The sequence below is a fragment of the Algibacter sp. L1A34 genome (assembly GCF_009796805.1).
In the GTDB taxonomy this organism is placed as follows: domain Bacteria; phylum Bacteroidota; class Bacteroidia; order Flavobacteriales; family Flavobacteriaceae; genus Algibacter.
The window spans coordinates 3,940,904-3,959,292 of the sequence record NZ_CP047029.1 but is presented as its reverse complement, the minus strand read 5'-3'; the positions used below and the strand labels follow the sequence as shown (position 1 = coordinate 3,959,292).

11 protein-coding genes and 1 pseudogene are annotated in these 18,389 nt (G+C 32.8%); 9 read left to right on the top strand and 3 right to left on the bottom strand.

Annotated features, from left to right (window positions below; genetic code table 11):
• Positions 1-3: 3 nt before the first annotated feature.
• The gene (locus GQR97_RS16875; RefSeq protein WP_158850520.1) at positions 4-1,146 is read left to right on the top strand and encodes a putative glycoside hydrolase; all 1,143 of its coding nucleotides are present in this window, start codon (positions 4-6) and stop codon (positions 1,144-1,146) included.
• A gap of 264 nt (positions 1,147-1,410) precedes the next feature.
• Here GQR97_RS16875 and GQR97_RS16870 read toward each other — a convergent pair whose 3' ends face one another.
• Positions 1,411-2,919 carry a sulfatase gene (locus GQR97_RS16870; RefSeq protein WP_158850518.1) on the bottom strand — a complete coding sequence of 503 codons (1,509 nt, stop codon included), beginning with the start codon at positions 2,917-2,919 and terminating at the stop codon, positions 1,411-1,413.
• Positions 2,920-3,732: 813 nt separating this feature from the next.
• Between GQR97_RS16870 and GQR97_RS16865 the strand changes: the two genes are divergently transcribed.
• The 7 genes and pseudogenes from GQR97_RS16865 (at position 3,733) to GQR97_RS16835 (ending at position 15,945) form a co-directional block, all read left to right on the top strand.
• Positions 3,733-5,202, top strand: a complete 1,470-nt coding sequence (locus GQR97_RS16865; protein WP_199269874.1) for a sulfatase-like hydrolase/transferase — start codon at positions 3,733-3,735, stop codon at positions 5,200-5,202.
• Between the two features lie 2 nt (positions 5,203-5,204).
• Positions 5,205-6,599, top strand: a complete 1,395-nt coding sequence (locus GQR97_RS16860) for a glycoside hydrolase family 28 protein (RefSeq protein ID WP_199269873.1) — start codon at positions 5,205-5,207, stop codon at positions 6,597-6,599.
• A 10-nt stretch (positions 6,600-6,609) separates the two neighbouring features.
• Complete coding sequence (locus GQR97_RS16855) at positions 6,610-8,511, top strand: alpha/beta hydrolase family protein (protein ID WP_158850516.1); 1,902 nt, start codon at positions 6,610-6,612, stop codon at positions 8,509-8,511.
• Between the two features lie 1,448 nt (positions 8,512-9,959).
• Positions 9,960-11,752: pseudogene (locus GQR97_RS16850) on the top strand (alpha-L-fucosidase).
• A gap of 45 nt (positions 11,753-11,797) precedes the next feature.
• The gene (locus tag GQR97_RS16845) at positions 11,798-13,609 is read left to right on the top strand and encodes an arylsulfatase (protein WP_158850514.1); all 1,812 of its coding nucleotides are present in this window, start codon (positions 11,798-11,800) and stop codon (positions 13,607-13,609) included.
• Positions 13,610-13,853: 244 nt separating this feature from the next.
• Complete coding sequence (locus tag GQR97_RS16840; protein ID WP_199269871.1) at positions 13,854-15,197, top strand: integrin alpha; 1,344 nt, start codon at positions 13,854-13,856, stop codon at positions 15,195-15,197.
• A 112-nt stretch (positions 15,198-15,309) separates the two neighbouring features.
• Positions 15,310-15,945: a hypothetical protein gene (locus GQR97_RS16835; RefSeq protein ID WP_158850512.1), complete on the top strand. Its 636-nt coding sequence runs from the start codon at positions 15,310-15,312 to the stop codon at positions 15,943-15,945.
• 282 nt (positions 15,946-16,227) lie between these two features.
• Here GQR97_RS16835 and GQR97_RS16830 read toward each other — a convergent pair whose 3' ends face one another.
• On the bottom strand, positions 16,228-16,446 hold the full coding sequence (locus tag GQR97_RS16830) for a hypothetical protein (protein ID WP_158850510.1): 219 nt from the start codon (positions 16,444-16,446) through the stop codon (positions 16,228-16,230).
• Positions 16,439-16,870 (bottom strand): hypothetical protein, encoded by a 432-nt coding sequence (locus GQR97_RS16825; protein ID WP_158850508.1) that lies wholly within the window; start codon positions 16,868-16,870, stop codon positions 16,439-16,441. The genes GQR97_RS16830 and GQR97_RS16825 overlap by 8 nt, the downstream gene beginning before the upstream one ends.
• A gap of 514 nt (positions 16,871-17,384) precedes the next feature.
• Between GQR97_RS16825 and GQR97_RS16820 the strand changes: the two genes are divergently transcribed.
• Positions 17,385-18,356, top strand: coding sequence for an IS110 family transposase (locus tag GQR97_RS16820; RefSeq protein ID WP_158848152.1), 972 nt, complete (start codon positions 17,385-17,387; stop codon positions 18,354-18,356).
• Positions 18,357-18,389: the final 33 nt, after the last annotated feature.

Genomic DNA, 18,389 nt, shown 5'->3' with positions numbered 1-18,389 from the left:
GATATGAAGCGCGTCACTTTAAAAGTTTTTTTTAATGCTTTAATCCTGTTTATCTGTTTTCAATCAACAGGACAATCAAATAAAGCTTTTCCCAAATTCCTTTGGGATAAAGTACCTGTGGCATTTCATTTTGGAAAACAGGGAGCTTTAACTAACGATGAAGCAAAATTTATTGCATCGCATTCAAATTATGTCGTTTTAGAAAAAGGACATGGTTTACCAGATTCTAAAAACACCGAAACTGGCATTGAAGTAGATGCAAAAAAATTAAAAGAATTGAATTCCAATATGAAAGTCATTTTCTATTGGAATGCTTTTCTAGATATCTCAACATACGAAGCACATCATGTATATAAAAGTCATCCAGAATGGTGGTTAAAAACAAAGGAGGGCGAACTTGATTTAAAAAACGGAAAAACAAAACGCTATGATTTGTCCAACCCAGAAGTTAGAACATGGTGGGTAGAAACAGCAAAAAACGAAATTTCAAACGGCCCAACCGATGGATTATTTATGGATGCTTTTATTCAAGTAGGAAGTCCAGCAAATATTGAACTATGGGGCCAAGAGAAATACGATAGGATTCAAGAAGGGTTAAAAAAATTAATAGCCGAGACCAGAGCTGCTCTTGGAAATAACAATCTAATAGTTTACAACGGTATTCGAAGTAACCCAAGAAGAAATGTTGGAAATAACTTTCCAGATTATACCGACGCCGTAATGATTGAACATTTCGGAATCATTAACAGTAACTCTAAAGAAAGCATGCTACAAGACATTCAAGAAATGGAGAAAGCCGGACAAACTGGTAAAATAGTAATTTTTAAAGGATGGCCTGGATATACTTGGCTAGACAAAGATTTTATGGCAAAACCCCTAAAAGAAAAACAAGAAATTTCTAAAAAAAATATAACGTTTCCTTTAGCTTCATTTTTAGCAGGCGCACAAGAAAACTCCTATCTCATATATAATTGGGGCTATCGCTTTAAACATGGTGCAACAGATTGGTATCCTGAATTTGATAAACCACTAGGCAAACCATTAAACAATATGAAAGTGAATGGTTGGGAGTTAACTCGCGATTTTGAACATGCCTCTATTTGGGTTGACTTAGAAAACAAAATTGCCAAAATCGATTGGAAATAACTAATGAACTTCTTCTACATGGATTGGAACTTCAAATAATGAAGATGGAAACCTCTAGTCATAACTATAAAAAAAAAGAATACATTAAGTTCTGTGCATGAATTAAAATTTTTGAATCTATTCTTTTTACCTAGAGTACAAAATCTTTGAAACTGAAAATTTATTGATTTAGAATCGTAATCTCTTGACGGAAACTATGCCTTTGCAAAATGGATGATTGTAGATGCTAAACTTATATATTAGTACGATTAGGCATTTCATAACTTAGTATTTTTTATAGTATTTCTCCGGTATAGTATTTCCTACTCTATCATTTTTCCACCAATCTGGACCTTCTGTGAGTACTTCATCATCATATTCCATAAGTGCTTTTTTTAGCCTTTCAAATAGCTTTGGTTCATGAGCAGATAAATCAGTTGTTTCCCTTGGATCAATAGCAAGATTGTATAACTCGAAACTTGTTAGATCACCATTAGCTAGTATTTTCCAATCGCCTTCTCTTAATGCTACCTTAAACTCATTACTGTTGTTCCTCCAATAAAGTGGTTTTTCTCTGTGGAATTTTTTGTTCTCAAAAATTGGCAAAATAGAAGTACCATCAAGGGTAATGTGTTTTGGCAAGTCAATTCCTGCAATATCCAAAAAGGTTGAAAATATATCGGAACCAATAATGGGCTCTTCTGCAATTCCTCCTGGCATCACACCACTTCTCTTAAAACCAGCAGGCCAAGATATAATCCCTGGAACTCGAATACCTCCTTCATGAGTGTGTCGTTTTCTACCTCTTAGTCCTCCGGTGTTTCCACGATACCTTGCACTACCAGCATTGTCTATTTTAACAGGAAACCCAAATTCATTATCTCCTTCTGGGCCGTTGTCACTCGTATACCAGATTAACGTGTCATCGTAAATCCCTTCTTCTTTCATAACACGTACAATTTCTCCAACTGCTTCATCTATTTGGGTCACATTGGCGTAGTATTGCTTAAGGTTGGGATCGTCTATTTCATCATCATATTTTTCAATAAACTTCGGATCGCTCATTATTGGTCCATGGGGTTCATGAAACCAAAGTGTCATAAAAAAAGGCTGATTGCTATTTCGATACTCTCGAATCCACTTCACAACCTCTTTCGCCACAAGTTGAGCAGAATAACCGTTCATCGCTCCCATTGGCTTTCCATTAAGGAAAAAATTACCCGGATTCTCATGAGAGGGCCTTGCTACATTCCCGGTTGCAAACCAATAATCGTACCCATAGTCATCCATACTTGGCTGATTTGGGTCAGTACCAAAACCAAAGTCTGTGTATGGCTGTGGCCACTGACGTTCTCCCTGCTTTTTCTCTGTATAATTACTTAGATGCCATTTTCCAAAATGAGTTGTTTGATATCCATGTTCTCTTAACAACTGTGGCAATGTCACTTCATCCTTTTGCAAATGACAGAAATGGTCTGCGGGCACCCATCTGAAAACACCGTTACGAAACGGAGTTCTGCCTGTTAATATAGATGAGCGAGAAGGGGAACAAACTGCAGCAGATGAATAGCATTGTACTAATTTGATGCCTTCCCTAGCCAATTGATCGATGTAGGGGGTTTTTATAAATTCATGTCCAAAAGAACCAAGGTCACCCCAACCCTGATCATCTGTAAGAATTTGGATAAAATTGGGTTTTCTCTCACTTTTAGAAAGTTTGCCTCCACGAATACTCTGACCATAGGCGGTGGTAAACAAACCATAAAATACAATGGCTAAAACAAGTCTTTTCATAATCATAGTAAAATCTAGTTGTTAACAAAAACTCTTCACATCTTCCAAGATAATCATCTCTCTTTTGTCGGTAGATTGTGTTATCATTTTTAAATTTTTAAATTCAATATTTTTAGCATAGAGGATGTATGCTCCTATGCCAGTAGTACTCCGAAGAAAAACTGATCTGAATATGTGCAATATTTCCCACCACTTCTCTTTCCGAGTTTTTTGCCCCTCCATTTTTCTAATTTCACATCTCCTATATATTAATCAAGAATCCCAGTAATTATGATTGGCTCCGCTTTGACCATTTCTTGATCCCTATTGTTAAAATTATTTCTAGTATTTTTTTTGAGATTTTATTTAACAAAGATACCTTAGACATTTAAAAAACATTTGCTCTAATCAATTCATATTTTCCTCTATTTAGTGAAAAAAAGATTTTATAAATTATATAGAGTTTAGAACTAGATAAACTAAGGTTTATCCATGAGTATTATAAAAACATTGAGCCTTAATTTCTAATAAACAATTCCTTAATCGATAGAAAAGCAAGCACATCAACCAAAACTGAGTCTTCATATTAATCGAGTTTTCGAGTAGTCATATTTACATTATTAAAACCAATATTTTAATATCATATCTTATAGTTTGTTCTTTTACTGAAAAGTTTATAAAACACAGAACATTCGCATTTCTCTATGCACCTTTCTATTTTTTAATTGATATATGGCTAGAAAAATCTTAAAAAAAATAATATTGCGATCAATACTTTAGAGCTATTTTATAATTTTATTTACAATAATTGATTTGAGAAACAAATAAATCTAAATGAGTAATTGGTTCGTTTATGATTTTAATAATTTCGCTGAAAACAATTTTATCATGAAAGCCTTTAAACTAATTACATATCTTTTTTTAACTACTTTACTTATTCAAAGTTGTAAAACTGATACTAGCACTAAATCTATTAAAAACAAAGAAACCCAGCCTAACATTATTTTCATATTTGCTGATGATTGGGGATATGGTGATTTAGGAATTCACGGAAGCTCATTTTGTAAAACTCCTAATCTAGATAAAATGGCAGCTGAAGGAATTGATTTTCAAAATTTCTCTGTAGTCAATCCAGTTTGTTCACCTAGTAGAACTGGAGTCATGACAGGTCAGTTTCCTGCGAGACATAGTGTGCATGGACATTTTGCTTCTGTTGAGTCTCATATGAAACGTAATATGCCAGATTGGTTAAGTACAGAAGCACCTTTGTTACCACGAATGCTTAAAAAATCAGGATATGTAACTGCTCATTATGGAAAGTGGCATTTGTCAAATACTGATGTAGCAGATGCACCATCTCCTTTAGAATATGGATATGATGAATATGGAGCATTTAACTTACCAAATAAATTGCATCAAATGGATGTGGATTCTACATTGTATAAAACCATAGATTTTGTAAAGAAAAATAAAAACAAGCCTTTCTTTGTAAATGCATGGATTCATGCAACACACACACCCCATTATCCAAAGAAGGAATATATGGATTTGTTTTCAGATTTAGATGAACAACAACAGGTGTATGCCGCAGTAATAGCTGAATACGATGATCGTATTGGGCAATTGTTTCAAACATTAAAAGATTTAGGAATAGATGATAATACTCTTGTACTTTTTTCTTCTGATAATGGTCCAGAATTTACAGGAACTACAAAAACACAAGGAGATAATTCAACTGGAGGTGGTCTAGGATCGTATTATTCAGTTGGAGAAACGGCAGGTCTTAAAGGTAAAAAGCGTTCGTTGTTCGCTGGAGGTGTTCGTATTCCTTTTATCGTGAGATGGCCAGGTTCTGTACCTGCTGGAGTCCATGATAAAACGACACAATTATCTACAGTAGATTTGTTACCTACTTTTTTAGAATTAGCAGGAGGTAAATTGCCTGAAGGATATGAATCAGATGGTGTTAGTATTGTAGAGGCTTTAAAAGGGAAAGAGATGAAACGAGAAAAACCAATTTTTTGGAACTGGAACTTCTCAAATAATAGAACAGAATTCTGGCCTTCAGCAGGTATTCAAGAAGATAATTGGAAGCTTTTAACCAATTCAAAATTAGGCAAAACTGAATTATATAATATCAATTCAGATTGGTCGGAACAAACAGATGTGGCGGGTAAATACCCAGAAAAAGTTTCTGGTTTATTAAATAAAATTAAATTGTTTGAACAAACTTTACCTACAGCACCTCTAAGTAATACTTTTTCTAAAGAAAGAGAACTATTAACTAAACAATTAGGAAACTAAGTATGAAAAACCAATTATTAAAAGGTGTTGTAATGGCACTATGTTTAATCTGTTTTGGAAGCTGTAAAAAAAATAATGAGTACAATATCTTAGATTATGGAGCAATTAATGATACTACAATTGTAAATACAGTAGCGGTTCAAAAAGCTATTGATAAATGTGCTGAAAATGGTGGAAAAGTAATCATTCCTTCTGGAAAATATGTTATAGGTACAATTAATTTAAAAAGTAATGTTGAATTACATATTCAAAAAGGAGCAGAACTTTTGGGGAGTTTGTCTTTAAAAGACTATTCTACAGAAAATAAAGGCGCTATAGAGGCACCAGCATTTAATAAGAGTTTATTGTATGCGGAGAATGCTCATAACATCAAAATAACAGGACAAGGACTTATTAACGGTAGAGGTACTAAAAATAATTTCCCAGTAAAAGTTGCGGATAGCTTAGGAGAGAGACCCATGTTAATGCGATTTGTTGATTGTAATAATATAGAATTTAGAGATGTATCATTTTTGAACAGTGCTTCATGGTGTGTTCATATGGTTTCTTGTGAAAATATTATAGCAAAACAAGTGACCATCAATAGCATGGTTAATAAAAATAACGATGGCTTTGATTTAGATGGATGTTCCAATATTTTAATTGAAGATTGTGACCTCAAGACTGGAGACGATGCTATTTGCCCAAAAAGTACCACATCTAAAATCACAGAAAACATGGTTGTTAAAAACTGTAGGGCAGAAAGCCATACAGCAGCTTTTAAGTGCGGAACCTCTTCAAGGGGTGGCTTCAGAAATATTAAAGTTTCTGATTGTGATTTTTCTAATACACGTATGGGAGTTATAAAACTTTTACAAGTAGATGGAGGTATTCTAGAAGATATTACTATCGAGAATATTACCATGGATAATGTAGAAGGTCCCATTTTTATTAGACTAGGAAATAGAGGTAGAGTTTATGATAAACCAACAGAGCAAATTTATAATTTGAAGGAAGGAACAAATGAAGGAGCTTCTACTGGATCTATAAAAAATATAACCATACGAAATTTAAAAGCAAATGTAGTTAGTAATATCCAGAAGCGTTGTGGTATTATGATTACTGGAATTCCTGGTCATTATGTGGAAAATGTTTTATTAGAAAATATTACTATTTCTTATCCAGGTGGAGGAACTGAAGAAGATGCAAAAAGAAGTATTGCTGAAGATATTATAAGATATCCAGAACAATTTTTCTTTGGAGTATTGCCTTCTTGGGGTGCTTATATTCGTCATGCAAAAAACATTGAATTTAAAAATGTGATCATGACTACTCGTAGTAGCGATGCTCGAGAAAAAATTGAGCTAGTTGATGTTGTAGGTTTTATGAATAATGAATCTTCTAATATTCACAATTAAATAAGTTAAGATGTTTTTAAAAAATATTATTGTTGCATTATTGTTTGTAATGTCATCTATTTTGACCTCACAAAATCAAGAAAATGACACTTTTAGTACAATAACTGATGCTAAAGATGTGCCTCAGAATTTCCATGAGCTGTGGAGTCACTATGATGCAAGAAAAGAACCTTTAGATACAGAGATTCTTAAAGAGTGGGAAGAAGATGAGGTCATCTTTAAAGTTCTAAGATATAGAGTTGGAGTTTTTAAAGGCAAAAAAGCTATGGTGGCCGCTATTTATGGCTATCCAAAAAACGGGAGTAACCTACCTGGTTTAGTGCAAATACATGGCGGAGGACAGTATGCCGATTATAGAGTTGTACTAACAAATGCTAAGCGCGGTTATGCTACCATTTCTATTTCATGGGCGGGTAGAATAAACGCACCAGAATATAAAGTAACACCAAAGGAAGTAAAGCTTTTTTTGGCTGGTAAAACAAAAGATGCTAATTACAAAATAACAACAGACTGGGGAAAATTAGATGGATATCATGCTCCAACTAGATACAGCTCTAAGGGAGGTTACGGAGGGTCTTTAGCCCCAGAGGATTGGTCTTTAGATTCTGTGGATTCCCCAAAAAACAGTCGTTGGTTTTTAGCTGCTTTGGCAGGAAGAAGGGCTTTAACATTTTTAGAAAATCAACCACAAGTAAATGCAAATAAGTTAGGTGTGTATGGACACTCAATGGGAGGTAAACTTACAGTATTAACAGCAACAGATTCAAGAGTAAAAGTAGCAGTCCCTTCTTGTGGAGGAATAAGTGATAATGACAATGATATATACAAGGATTTATATAAAAATACGATTGGAGATAATTCTTATTTAAAAGAAATAAAATGTCCTATATTATTTTTGAGTCCTTCAAATGATTTCCACGGACATTTAAAAGATATCCCTAATGCAACAAGCTTAATAAAGACCGATGATTGGAGAGTTGTAAGTTCTGCGCATATGAATCATAAGGTTTTAGGAGAATATGAGGTGTCAGGTTTGCTTTGGATGGATCAGTATCTAAAAGGAAGTTCAGAGTTGCCTAAAACACCTGAAAGTAAAATAAAATTAAAAACTAAAAATAAAATCCCTCTTATTGAGGTGTTACCAGATAATTCCAAACCAATTATTGAAGTTGATATTTATTATACATTTCAAGGAGAAATTCCAAGAGCTACTAAAAGTGAAGAAAGAGAAAATAGAATAAAGAGGTATTGGAACTATGCTAATACGGTAAAAGTAGGAGACAAATGGAAAGCTGAATTACCTTTAATTCGCATAGACAAGCCCGTTTGGGTCTATGCAAATATAAAATATAGGTTGAGCAAGCCCCAACAAGGTGCAGGCTATTATTATAATATATACAAAACGGATAAATTTAATATATCTACACCTATCCAAGTAATTTCTCCTGAAGATTTAAAAAAATCCAAAACTGTTGTCACTGATAAACCTTCATTAATTATTGAAGACTTTAAAGGTAATTGGGAAAAAGAGTGGTTTTACGATAAAAAAAATATTTGGGGAAGAAGTACTCATAAACCTTATAGTACGAAATATAAAGCACCTAAAAAAGCGAGATTGGGAATTGAGCTAATTAGTAAAGAAGCGAATAAAATGGTCATTCTCTTAGATGATTTTGCCTCAGAATTAATTCTTATTGGAGGTTCAGAACCTCAAAAATTGATACTATCACCCAAAGACTTTAAAAATATAAAAGGAGAATCTTTAAAAGATTTTACTCTTGTAAAAGAACTTTCATTGTTACCTAAAAAAGTAATAAAAGGAAAAAAGAATACTAGTTCAAAAACGGTGAAACTTGGAGGGGAATGGAATGGAAAAAAACCTATTTTCAAAAAATTGTATTGGGTTAAATAGTACTGTTAAATTGAGATGTATAAAAAAAATGAAAAATTCAAGAAAAGTTACCTTTATTACAGTTTTTTATGTGTTTGTGCCATCGCGATGAATGCACAAACGAAAGTTATTGGTCTTAAGTAAATTAATGTTCATTTTTTTGCTTATTAAAAAAAGAACTTGAAAATTATATAGGTCTGTTTTCTCCAGCTGCCGTAAGCAGAACTTAAATTACTATAGAGAGCGTTGCGCTCGTACTCGATTTTTGAGGGTTTTGTTTTTTTAATTGGTTAAAAGGGGGATGTCCTTATAATTAATGTATAATTTTTACGAATAACATAGTTGTTGTAAAAACAACTATGTAGGATAGAAATACATATTAAGCAAAGTTATAAAATATAGGTGTAGGCTTTTCTTTTTAGAAAACAGAACCATTAAATAATTTGAATTATATATAATCATGAACTAGCTGTTTAGTCATTCAGCTAATTGTCTAGTTTTTTTGCAAGTCTGGTATTTGAGGTTACAAGTATCTTATAGATGTTGAATAATTTATTATGAATAGAATTAAAAATTGATAAAAATGATGTTAAATATTACAATGGGTATTTTGGTAGGGCTAATAATAACTATACTTTTATTAAAATATAGTTCGAATGATTTTACTAAATAAGAATTCGTAATATATCATTTCAAGGTTTAGTAGGACTATTTTAGTGTTTATAAATATATATCCATGTTTTTAATTTTAGAAAAGGCCATTAAAACCCTTATTTGATAAGAATTTTTAGTGTTTATCTAGTATTGATTTTTTTTTTTTTAGATGAGATATTGTTATTCTAAGGTATGAGAATTAAAACTTATTACAGTGAAAGCTCCTTTTGATTGGTCTTCGTTTTGTGCAAATGATAATGAATTTGCCAATATAAATAGTGCAAGTTGTGTGAAAAAATAAAAGTTAGTTGTTTTAATAAACATGATTTTTGGTTTTTGATTTATTTGTTAGTAGTGTTTTTTATATTGGTGCTACTGGTGAATTAATGATTTAGTTAATTGTTTTAAATTTTTAAGAATTGCATCCATTCAAATATAGGTTTATGAATAGAATTGATTTTTCTCATATTCAGCTAAAGTTTGCTCGAATTGGTCAGTTTTAAATTTTTTCAAATGTACAGCAATTGAATATTTTGTACTTAAAAGAATATCAGGATTAAAATATAAAAAAGGAAGATTAGCTTTGTTAGTGTTTAATTTATTGATTTATAGGGTGGTTGTAAAGGTTGAGTGATTGTAAAATGTGATGTTATGCCCTTTCCGTTGAAAAGAGCAAAAAAATGACTGATTAAAGAAAAGCGAGTTAGGGTATGAAGAGATAATTTAGCTGAACTGTTACATTCTACTTTAATTAGTTGAAATAAATGTTCTGTAAATCAATATAATATATTGTAAAAAACACAAAAAATAAATATATGATAGCTATGAGTAAAAATAAATATTTATCACTAATGATGGTTTTATTTATGTCAATTTCCGTAATTTCTCAAACGAAGGAAGGAAAAGGAATCGATGAAATGTGGGGTGAATTTACAGTTTCAATGGAAGCATTAAAATCAGGAAAAGCCAAATTATTTGATGAAAGTAATTATGGAATGTTTATTCATTGGGGATTATTTTCTCATTTATGGGGTAAATGGAATGATAAAACCTATTACGGAATTGGTGAATGGATTATGAATCCAAGAATGGCAAATATTCCTGTTGATGAATATATGAAAATTGCAGCTGATTTTAATCCAGCTCAATATGATACAAAGAAAATAGCACAATTGGCCAAAGATGCTGGAATGAAATATATTATTATAACAAGTAAGCATCATGAGGGATTTGCTATGTTTAAATCAAAACAAATAAATTCAATATAGTTGATGCAAGTCCATTTGCACGTGATCCAATGAAAGAATTGTCTAAGGCGTGTCATGAATTAGGTTTAGGATTTTATTATTCGCATAATCAAGACTGGACTGCCCCAGGAGGTACGAGAGGTCCTGTAGTTGACGAAAAAGGAAAAGCAGCCACTTTTAAAGATTATTTTTATAATAAATGCAAGCCTCAGGTAAAAGAAATTTGTACAAACTACGGAGAAATTGATTTTGTATGGTTTGATACACCTGGTGATATGGAAAAAGAATACGTTGTAGAACTATTAGATATGGTTAAAAAACTGCAAACTAAAGCAATGATGTGTAGTCGTGTAGGTCACGGTATGGGTGATTACGCGAGTAAAGGAGACATGGAAGTGCCAACTAAAAACATCGAAGGATTATGGGAAAGAGCAGATACCAATAACGATTCTTGGTCGTATGCCTGGTATGATAATAACTTTAAAAGTCCTAAAGAAATTGTTCATCGTGTTTTAGAAACAGTGGGAAGAGGAGGAACGTATTTGTTTAATATAGGACTTGACGGAAAAGGAGTTGTACCAACTATTGGAGCTAAATTTTTACAAGAGTCTGGAGCATGGATTAAAAAGTACCCACAAGTGGTATATGGTGCAGGTGCTTCTCTTTGGGGACATTCTTTACCATGGGGAGATGTTACAACTAAAGGTAAATCGTTGTTTTTAGCAGTATCTGATTGGCCTCAGGACGGAAAATTATATTTGCCAGGATTGACCAACTCAATTAAAAGCGTTAAAGTGTTGAATGGAGACAAAGCACCTACGATTTCATTCGAACAAAAAAATAACTGGACCGTTTTAAATGTTCCTTTTGAAGCACCAGAAAACTTGGTTTCTATTGTTGAAGTTGAATTAAATGAAGAAGCGAGTCAAGTTAAGATTAAAGATGATTTAGGTGTATATCCTAATATTGATACTGTTTTATTGACTGAATTTGGTGAAGTTAAAAATGCTAAACAAGAGACTATTCGTTGGATGGAGAAATTCGGTGAATGGAAACACGCTAATCAAGTAAGTGAGTGGGCAGATAATGGATCGGTTACTTGGACTGTAAATGTTCAAAAACCAGGTTATTATTATATTGATTTGTCCTATGCAGGTAAAAATAGATTAGTCTGGAAGACAGAAACTGATGAAGGAATTATGGTTCAAAATCAACAAGCAGCTACTGAAAAATATGTGTTTTATAACATGGGGATTTTAGAGTTTAAAAAAGCGGGTAAACATACAATTACAACTACATTAATAGAGGGTGACAGAAAAAAATCTAGCTTAAAAGCATTGAAATTACAACCTATTAAGTAATCGTTGATAAGATTGCCAGTTATGAAATAATAATTTACAAATAAAATGAAATTTAATAAGCTGACTAAAATGTTGCTGTGTTTGCCTATGTTTTTAGGTTTACAAACAGTTGAAGCACAAAAAGCAAAGAAACCAAATGTTATTATTATTATCACAGATGATCAAGGCTATGGTGATTTGGGATGTACAGGAAATCCAATAATTAAAACACCAAATTTAGACAAGTTCTATAAGCAATCTGTTCGATTGACTGATTTTCATGTTGGACCAACTTGTGCTCCTTCGCGTTCAGGTTTAATGACTGGTCGTTATGCGAATAGAGTAGGGGTTTGGCATACTATTGGTGGAGTTTCAATTCTTCGTGAAAAAGAAGTAACCATGGCTAATGTTTTCCAAAATAACGGTTATGAAACAGCTATGTTTGGAAAATGGCATCTGGGAGATAGTTATCCATCACGTCCACAAGACAAAGGTTTTAAACACGTAATGCTACACGGTGGTGGCGGAGTAGGGCAAACACCAGATTATTGGGAGAATGATTATTTTGATGACACTTATTTAGAGAATGGAGTGCCTAGAAAAGTAAAAGGCTATTGTACTGATGTATGGTTTGATGAAGCGATAAATTATATTGAAAAGAACAAGGACAATCCTTTCTTCTGTTATATTTCAACCAATGCTCCGCATTCGCCATATAATGTTATAGAAGAATACTATAACAAGTACAAAAACGAAGCGATACCTGAAGAATTGAAGAAATTTTACGGTATGATTTCTAATGTAGATGATAATTTCAAACGTCTTCAAGATAAATTGAAACAGTTGAAGTTAGATGATAATACGATTGTGATTTTTATGACTGACAACGGAACTGCTGCTGGTTATAAAGAAAAAGAAGGCAAAATGTATGGTTATAATGCCAACATGAAAGGAACTAAAAATAGTGAATATGAAGGTGGACATAGAGTGCCATTTTTCATTTCTTATCCTGCAGGTAAAATTTCAGGAGGAAGAGATGTTAATACGATGTTAGCGCATTTAGATATTTTACCATCATTAGCAACAATTTGTAAACTAGAATTGCCTAAGTTGGATTTAGATGGTAGTGATATTTCGGCATTACTAGTAGATAAAAAAGCTACTTTTAAACGTGATTATTTAATTACAGATTCACAACGTGTTCAAGAGCCAATTAAATGGCAAAAAAGCGCGGTAATGTCTGATAAAATGCGATTAGTAAACGGCGTAGAATTGTATGACATTGCAACAGATCCAAGACAAGACAAAGATTTGGCAGCTCAATTTCCTGATGTAGTGGCTAAAATGCGTGGGTATTATGAAGAATGGTGGAGTTCTGTTTCTGCTGAGTTCAATCAGTTTCCAGTAATCATTGTAGGTTCAGAAAAAGAAAATCCAATGATCCTTACTTGTCATGATGAACATATTCATGATTCTAAAATTCCGTGGAACCAAAACTTCATTAGAGAAGCAAAATTAAATCCAATAGGAGGTGAGTTTATAATAGAATTTGAACGCGATGGTGTGTATGAAATTGAGGTAAGCCGTTGGCCGTTTGAGTCTGGTTTGAAAATTAATGAAGGTGTTTCAGGAAGAAAATCGACTCAATATATTGATGCAATAGCTGAAGGTAAAGCGATAGATTTTAAAAAGGCTGTTGTAAAAATTGGTGCTTGGAAAGAAGAAAAACCAGTAGATCCTAATGCAAAATCAGTTTTGTTTAAAGGGAATTTTACCAAAGGAAAAACATCATTGAGTTCATGGTTTATTGATGCTAATAAAAAAGAAGTGGGAACATTCTATTTTAAAATAGCAAGAGTAGGTGATTTTAAAATTTAAGGATGTTTTTTTAAACAAATTTTTATAATTGAGATTTGTATAATATTTTATTTGTATATCCGTAAATCACCCTAAAACAAATTAATTTGCATTTATTTATCTGATTACAAAAGAGTTATGAGTGAATATATTTAGTTTTGGAGTTCATTTTACAGATGAAAAGAGTTGTCGTTTACATTTTAAAGAAGATTAAACCTTTTGTGTTGATCAAAGTCTTAGAATAAAGAACATAAAATAATTTTACATGATATTGATTTTTATTAAATCCAAAAAAAGCAATTTATTTTTAAGTATAATTTTAATTGCATTTACTTTTTTTAGTTGCAATAGTAGGGATGATAATACTGAAGAAATTATTGATGATGAAGTAATTGATGACGATGCAATGTTTTATCAAGCAGAAAGCTTTGTAAAGATAGAGAATGGTTTGGGAGGGCTTGATGCTGATTTGGATGCTGGAGACAGGTTTGGGAGAGACCATGATGTAATAGGAGATGTGGATGGAGATGGGGTAATAGATTACGTTATAGGTGCGCGATCAGATGATGATGGTGGGGTTGATGCCGGAGCGGTATATATCTTGTTTATGAATAGTGATGGTTCTGTTTCATCTAATCAAAAAATATCTACAGAAGAAGGTGATTTTGATGAAACTTTAAATGCCGGAAATTTCTTTGGTTACGGTGTTGCAGGTGTGGGGGATTACAACGATGATGGTATTCCTGATATTGCAGTTTCCGCACCAACGAGTCCCAATAACTCATTGTATATTATTCACTTGGATACGAATGGAAAAGTAAAAAGTTATGTAAAAAATGAAAATATAAGCGCTCAAGGTTTAACGGCTATTGGGGATATTAATAACGATAATCGAATTGATTTAGTAGCATGCGACCCAAGATCGGATGATGGTGGTTCAAATAGGGGCGCCATTGATATCTTGTTTTTAAATGATAGTTCTGAAGTTCTTAATGAAAGTACGGTAACCATTAGTTCAACACAAGGCAATTTTGGTGAAGGATTGCAAGATGGCGATGAATTTGGAGGAAGGGAAGTTGCTATGCTTGGAGATTTAGATAATGATGGGACTATAGAGATGGCTGTAGGGGCATTTTTGTCTGACGGTGGTAAAGGTGCAATCTGGATACTTTCATTGGATGCAACAACACTAAATGTAGTTTCTAAAATTAAAATAACAGAAGGATTAAATGGTTTTACGGAAACACTTGATTTAGAAGAGAACCCCAATGGTACTTTTGGTGCGCAGTTTGGGCATGCTATGTGCGCAGCTGGGGATATTGATGGTGACGGGATAACAGATTTAGTTACGGGAGCCAATCAGCAGAATGAGGGTAACGGGTATATCTTATATCTAAATGCAGATAAAACCGTAAGAACATTTGATAAAATCAGTGCAACTGAAGGGGGTTTTGATTTGGTTCTTGGCACAGAAGACCGTTTTGCACGTTCTATTTCCTATGTGGGAGATATAAAAGGAGACGGTTCTTTTGCAGTAAATTTTGGTGGTGGGGTAGGAATTGGTGGAACAGGTTCGCTTTATACACTTTTCTTTAGACCTATTGAGTAGTTTAATCTTGTTGGGTCTAATATTTTGAAGCGTTCTTCTATTTTACTTTTCAAAAAAAATCTTAACTAAATAAAATTTTATTGGTAAACATAAATCTAAAGAAATCAATTTGATGAAAAAAAATAAAAAACAGAGCAAAATGGTAAGAACATTTTCAATAACAATAAAAAGTATAGGTATACTTATCCTTTTTATTGTTATTATGAGTTGTAAAAAGGATGAAGAAGGTGAACCTGAAGTAGTGAATGAACCTGAGGTAGGTATTGAGTTGAATGCTCCTATTATTCAAACTCCGGCACCACTTATTCACTTGGCAGATAACCTTGATGAACAAGATGAATTAGGGTGGTGTATCGACACTCGAGGTAATGGCTTTGCTGAAGACCTTCATGCCCATTCTTGTAAACCAGATGGTGGTGATGTTCAATTTTATTATAATGAAGAAACAAATCAAATTTGTTCAGCAGAATTTGTTGATTTTTGTGTTGAAATGACTGGAGGTCCCATAGAGGGGATGACTTTAAGGCTTGTTGATAGTGACCCTAACTCATCTGAGCAGAAGTTTATTTATCATGATGAAAGCGGCGAGTTTAGACCAGATGGTAACAATAATCTTTGCCTTGTTGCAGGTGCCACAAGTGCTGTTGCTGGTATATATATGTCACGTACATTAACATTAGAGCTTATTTCTAATACTGACGTAAGTTTAAAAAAATGGGTTATTGTAAGTGCGGAGTCAACGGATTAGTTCTGTTTTAACGTAAGTTTATTTTTTTGAGAATATTTACTTAAAGAAATACTAACCTGTAATTAATGAATATCCTTAAAAAGATGTACTTCTGTATTGCGTTTAAACTAAATTTTGACTATTTTCTCAAATAAGAGATAACGTTTATGTATAAGAATAGTTGCGGGTTTGTATGCGAGGAATTTCCGAAGGAAATTCAGACGTTACAAACACGCAACGACCTTTGATTAAGCACTAAACCGTAATTATTTTTATACGATGTTGTGTGTAGTTTTTATTCAGTTATATCTTTGGAAATATAGCAATTACATTACTTTTTGAATCAGTCATTTTTCCATTTTCTAATTCAATTTTTTCGGTTAGAGGTAATTGAGATAATTTTTCCACAATTGTTTTAGTTAATAATTTAATTTCGTCAGATGGATTAGTAATTCCATCGTCTTGCATTTGCATTCGTATTGAATAAATTCCTAAATAATGTTTTACGTCCAAATTATCCATCTATTGAAACTCCAACCTGTTTATTATTCTCAAAATGAACATTGAAAAAGTAGTTTTGTCCTTCTTTTTCCTGAAACGCCATTTCAAATCCTTCATGACGTACTGATATTCCTTTCAGTTCAAAATGCTTTTCAATTGACACGAATTCCATTTTCGCGTTTTCAAATTGTTCTTTAAGTGCTTTTTCCGATTCAGATTTTATTTCCGTTTCGTTATTCAACGCATTGAGTAAAATCCGCTTTTGGTTTTCAGATATTCCATCTTTATTTCCTGCTAATAAAATTTCAATATCAGAATTCAAAAACCTTTTATTCACTTGCCAACCAACATCATTTCCTCTCGTGCTAAAACTCTCAATTTCTCCAAAATCAGAGTCAGTCGTTTTTAGTTTTTTACTTCCAAATAGATTTCCAAATATTCCCATTCAGTTTGTTTTTTAGTTCGGTTGCCCAAATTCTGAGTAACATTTTTTCAATGTTCTGAAAATCAATTACTTATGTTTTTGATTTTCAGCTGTCTTTTTCTTTTTTTCTGGAACTAAACGTTACCTTAAAGTAATTATTTTCTTTCCCGAAAAAAGGGGAATTACACACAACGTTTTTGTGTATGATTAGTTGCGTGTTTTGGGCAGTGAATTTAGTAAAAAAAGCACGAACGGCGAAATTCCGAAGGAATTTCCCAAGTGAGCTAAAACTAGCAATTAATTATACACGTCTTAAGTTAGCATTTTAATAAAAACACTAAATTAAGGCCTAAAAATAAGAAAGCACAAAAGAGAGGAGTAAGGTTAATATACACGCAGAAGCTTTAGACTTCGTCAACATTGAAAATCCCCTCTCTTTTCTACACAGATTTCGTACAGTTCTATGAGGCTTTTAGACCTCGATTTTAAGTCGTTGAAACTCGCGTAGATCGTCCTTTCAAAAAAACATTTTCTTATGAATAAAGATATTAAATATTTTGGAATAGACATTAGTCATTTGGTGTTCGATGTCACGGACTCTGATGGTAATTACTATCAGTTTAAAAACAATGAACTTGGCTTTAAAAAGTTCACGAAACTTTTAAATAATAAGAGTCATTGCGTTATGGAAGCCACAGGCTATTATCATTATCAGTTAGCGTATCATTTGCTAGAATCTGGTATCAAAGTATCGGTTGAAAATCCATTGTCAGTAAAACGCTTTATACAGATGGGACTATCAAAAGTTAAGACAGATAAGAGCGATTCAAAACTTATTTGTGCTTACTCAGAGCAAGTAGAATTAAAGCTATGGAAAGGAAATTCTAAGGAAGAAATAGAATGTCTTCAAATCGTTAGAACCCTTTCTGTATATACAAAACAAAGCACTATGCTAAAAAACAAACTACATGGAGAAGCGGTTTTGGGAAATCCAAGTAAGCTTGTTGTAACGTCTTTAAAACGTAGTTTAAGACAACTAACAAAAGAGATGAAAACTTTGGAGGATAAGCTGTTAATATTAGTAAAACAATCACATCAAGATTTATTTACCCGTTTAAAAACCATTCCAGGTATAGGACCAAAAACAGCCATTATGTTAGTGGTATTAACAGGTGGATTTGATCGTTTTACGAGCGCAAGTGAACTTTGTAGTTACGCTGGCCTTACACCTATGATCCGGCAAAGTGGAAGTAGTGTAAAAGGGAGGCCACGAATAAGTAAAATGGGGAATCAAAAGCTTCGGAATTTATTATTTATGTGCAGTTTTAATGCGTGTAAATACAACAAAGCTTGCCGCGATCTTTATGAGCGAATCGTAGCGAAAGGAAAGAGCAAAAAATTAGCATTAATTGCCGTGTGTAATAAGCTACTAAAACAGGCTTTTGCACTAGCTAAATCAGGATTAATATATGATGGAAACTATAAAAGTACTTTAGTGAAAAATTAATACATTTTTACTTGTTTTTTACCACAGTACTTT

Coding starts and splice junctions, on each gene's coding strand:
- GQR97_RS16820 (WP_158848152.1), top strand. CDS start 17,385: ATGAATAAAGATATTAAATATTTTGGAATAGACATTAGTCATTTGGTG.
- GQR97_RS16835 (WP_158850512.1), top strand. CDS start 15,310: ATGAAAAAAAATAAAAAACAGAGCAAAATGGTAAGAACATTTTCAATA.
- GQR97_RS16865 (WP_199269874.1), top strand. CDS start 3,733: ATGAGTAATTGGTTCGTTTATGATTTTAATAATTTCGCTGAAAACAAT.
- GQR97_RS16870 (WP_158850518.1), bottom strand. CDS start 2,919: ATGAAAAGACTTGTTTTAGCCATTGTATTTTATGGTTTGTTTACCACC.
- GQR97_RS16840 (WP_199269871.1), top strand. CDS start 13,854: ATGATATTGATTTTTATTAAATCCAAAAAAAGCAATTTATTTTTAAGT.
- GQR97_RS16830 (WP_158850510.1), bottom strand. CDS start 16,446: ATGGATAATTTGGACGTAAAACATTATTTAGGAATTTATTCAATACGA.
- GQR97_RS16845 (WP_158850514.1), top strand. CDS start 11,798: ATGAAATTTAATAAGCTGACTAAAATGTTGCTGTGTTTGCCTATGTTT.
- GQR97_RS16860 (WP_199269873.1), top strand. CDS start 5,205: ATGAAAAACCAATTATTAAAAGGTGTTGTAATGGCACTATGTTTAATC.
- GQR97_RS16875 (WP_158850520.1), top strand. CDS start 4: ATGAAGCGCGTCACTTTAAAAGTTTTTTTTAATGCTTTAATCCTGTTT.
- GQR97_RS16825 (WP_158850508.1), bottom strand. CDS start 16,870: ATGGGAATATTTGGAAATCTATTTGGAAGTAAAAAACTAAAAACGACT.
- GQR97_RS16855 (WP_158850516.1), top strand. CDS start 6,610: ATGTTTTTAAAAAATATTATTGTTGCATTATTGTTTGTAATGTCATCT.